This window comes from Tepidisphaeraceae bacterium (assembly GCA_035998445.1).
In the GTDB taxonomy this organism is placed as follows: domain Bacteria; phylum Planctomycetota; class Phycisphaerae; order Tepidisphaerales; family Tepidisphaeraceae; genus DASYHQ01.
Genome location: DASYHQ010000044.1, coordinates 1 through 1,699, shown reverse-complemented (window position 1 = coordinate 1,699; position 1,699 = coordinate 1). Strand labels below are relative to the sequence as shown.

Below are 1,699 nucleotides of genomic sequence, written 5' to 3'. Positions count from 1 at the left end.
GACGCGGTAGTGGTACGTCATCGCCGGGCTCAGCCCCGTGTCGCTGTAGCTCGTCGCGCCGGCCGCGGTCGTGGCGAGCGTGACGGTGCCGCTGCCGGCCGGGAACGAGCTGCTGGTGCTGCGCTGGACCTTGAAGCCGGTCTCGTTCGACGAGGCGTCGGTCCAGCTCAGGTCGATCTGCGACGACGAGACGGCGCTGGCCGCAAGGTTGGTGGGGACCGCTGGCTCGTTAGCGACGACGACGAGCTCGGGCTTGTTGCTCGTCGCCTCGCGGCTGTTGAACCGGGGCAGGCGGTTGCTCCAGTTCGGCGCGCGCACCTCCAGGCTCACCGACGTGTCCCCTGCGGCCTTCTTGGCCGCGACCAGGCCGGTCACGTTGAACGTGTACCAGCGGGCGACGGCGCTATCGACCGTCTCGCCCTCGTCGACGTTTGCCGTTTTCGGGGAGACGGAGGCCATCTGATTCCACGTGATCCCCAGCTCGGTCCAAGTGTTGTTGCGGGCCTCGTAGGCGTGGACTTGGACGTTCTCTTGCGCCCCGTCGTAGTAGTGGCCGTAGAGGCGCAGCGTCGCGCTGTCGACGGCCGAGAGCGCCGCCAGGTCGAAGCGGAGGTAGGTGTGGCGGTTGGCGCCGGAGCCGCCGGCACCGGTCTTGGCCAGCAGGTCGACCGAGGTGCCGTTGTTGGCGTTGGCCGAGCCGCCGTCCTGCACGAAGGCGTCTGCGATCGGGTTGAGCGTCGTCGTGCTCAGCAGCACGCGCTTCTCCAGCGGCTGGAGCTCGAAGATGTTCTGCTTGATGTTGCGGCGACGCGTGCGCGCGGACCGTGCGCGGCCGATTCCGAGGATCGTGCGAATGTTCATCTGGTTGTGCCTTGAAATGATGCTGCTGCTGCCCACCCGAACACGACCCCCCGGCGAGATCGCTACGACCGATAAATTATCACCATATTCGGGATTAACAAGTGGAGCGTCCTGTATTGTTCGGATACCCGTCCCGGCTGTGCATCATGCCCGACGTCCCAGCCGGATCCACCGACAGCGTCCTGACACGGGCTGCTCGGACATCAGCGGGTCACCAACGACAAAGGGCCGCCCGCACTGGACGGCCCTCCACCCACGATCGTTCCCCTCACGCCGCCCGCCCATCCTCCAGCTCCGCCAGCGTCTCCCACAGCGCCCTCCGCAGGCAGTCGTCGCACATCTGCATGTGCACCCCCGTCACGATCGTCCCCGCCGTCACGCTAACGCCGCGCGTGATGGCTCCGGGACGTGGCGTCGCCATCGGCTAGCGCACTACTCCATCCACACCGCCCGACGCCCTCCACGCCAACCCATTGCTACCACCCCCGCCGGCATCCGGGACCACCCATGCCACCAGACGATTCCGCCTGTTAATTCCTCTATCCGCGTCCATGTGCTGCAAGGGCCGCGTCTTTGTGGAATGATGCACTTCGCTCGCCCGGCCGGTTGCCACCGCGCCGGGCTCTCTCGTTTTCCTACCAGAACCAATCTCCCACTGTTTGGCGTGCATCGCGTGCTTCTGCTGTCCGATAAACGAGGTGCATTAGAAAATTGCCCCGTCGCCTAATGCGAGGGTCCGATCGTGACGAATATTACAGCACATCGGGAATACCACTCAGGAACTTATCTCAATCGGAAGGAATACATGTCACAGAAGGAAGCCGGAGCCCCGTCAGCC

2 protein-coding genes are annotated in these 1,699 nt (G+C 65.1%); both read right to left on the bottom strand.

The features are described from left to right. A partial coding sequence (locus VGN72_16890) for a DNRLRE domain-containing protein (protein HEV7301046.1) occupies positions 1–861 on the bottom strand: 861 nt, incomplete at its 3' end. A 268-nt stretch (positions 862–1,129) separates the two neighbouring features. Beyond that, positions 1,130–1,282, bottom strand: a complete 153-nt coding sequence (locus VGN72_16885) for a hypothetical protein (GenBank protein HEV7301045.1) — start codon at positions 1,280–1,282, stop codon at positions 1,130–1,132. Positions 1,283–1,699 lie beyond the last annotated feature (417 nt).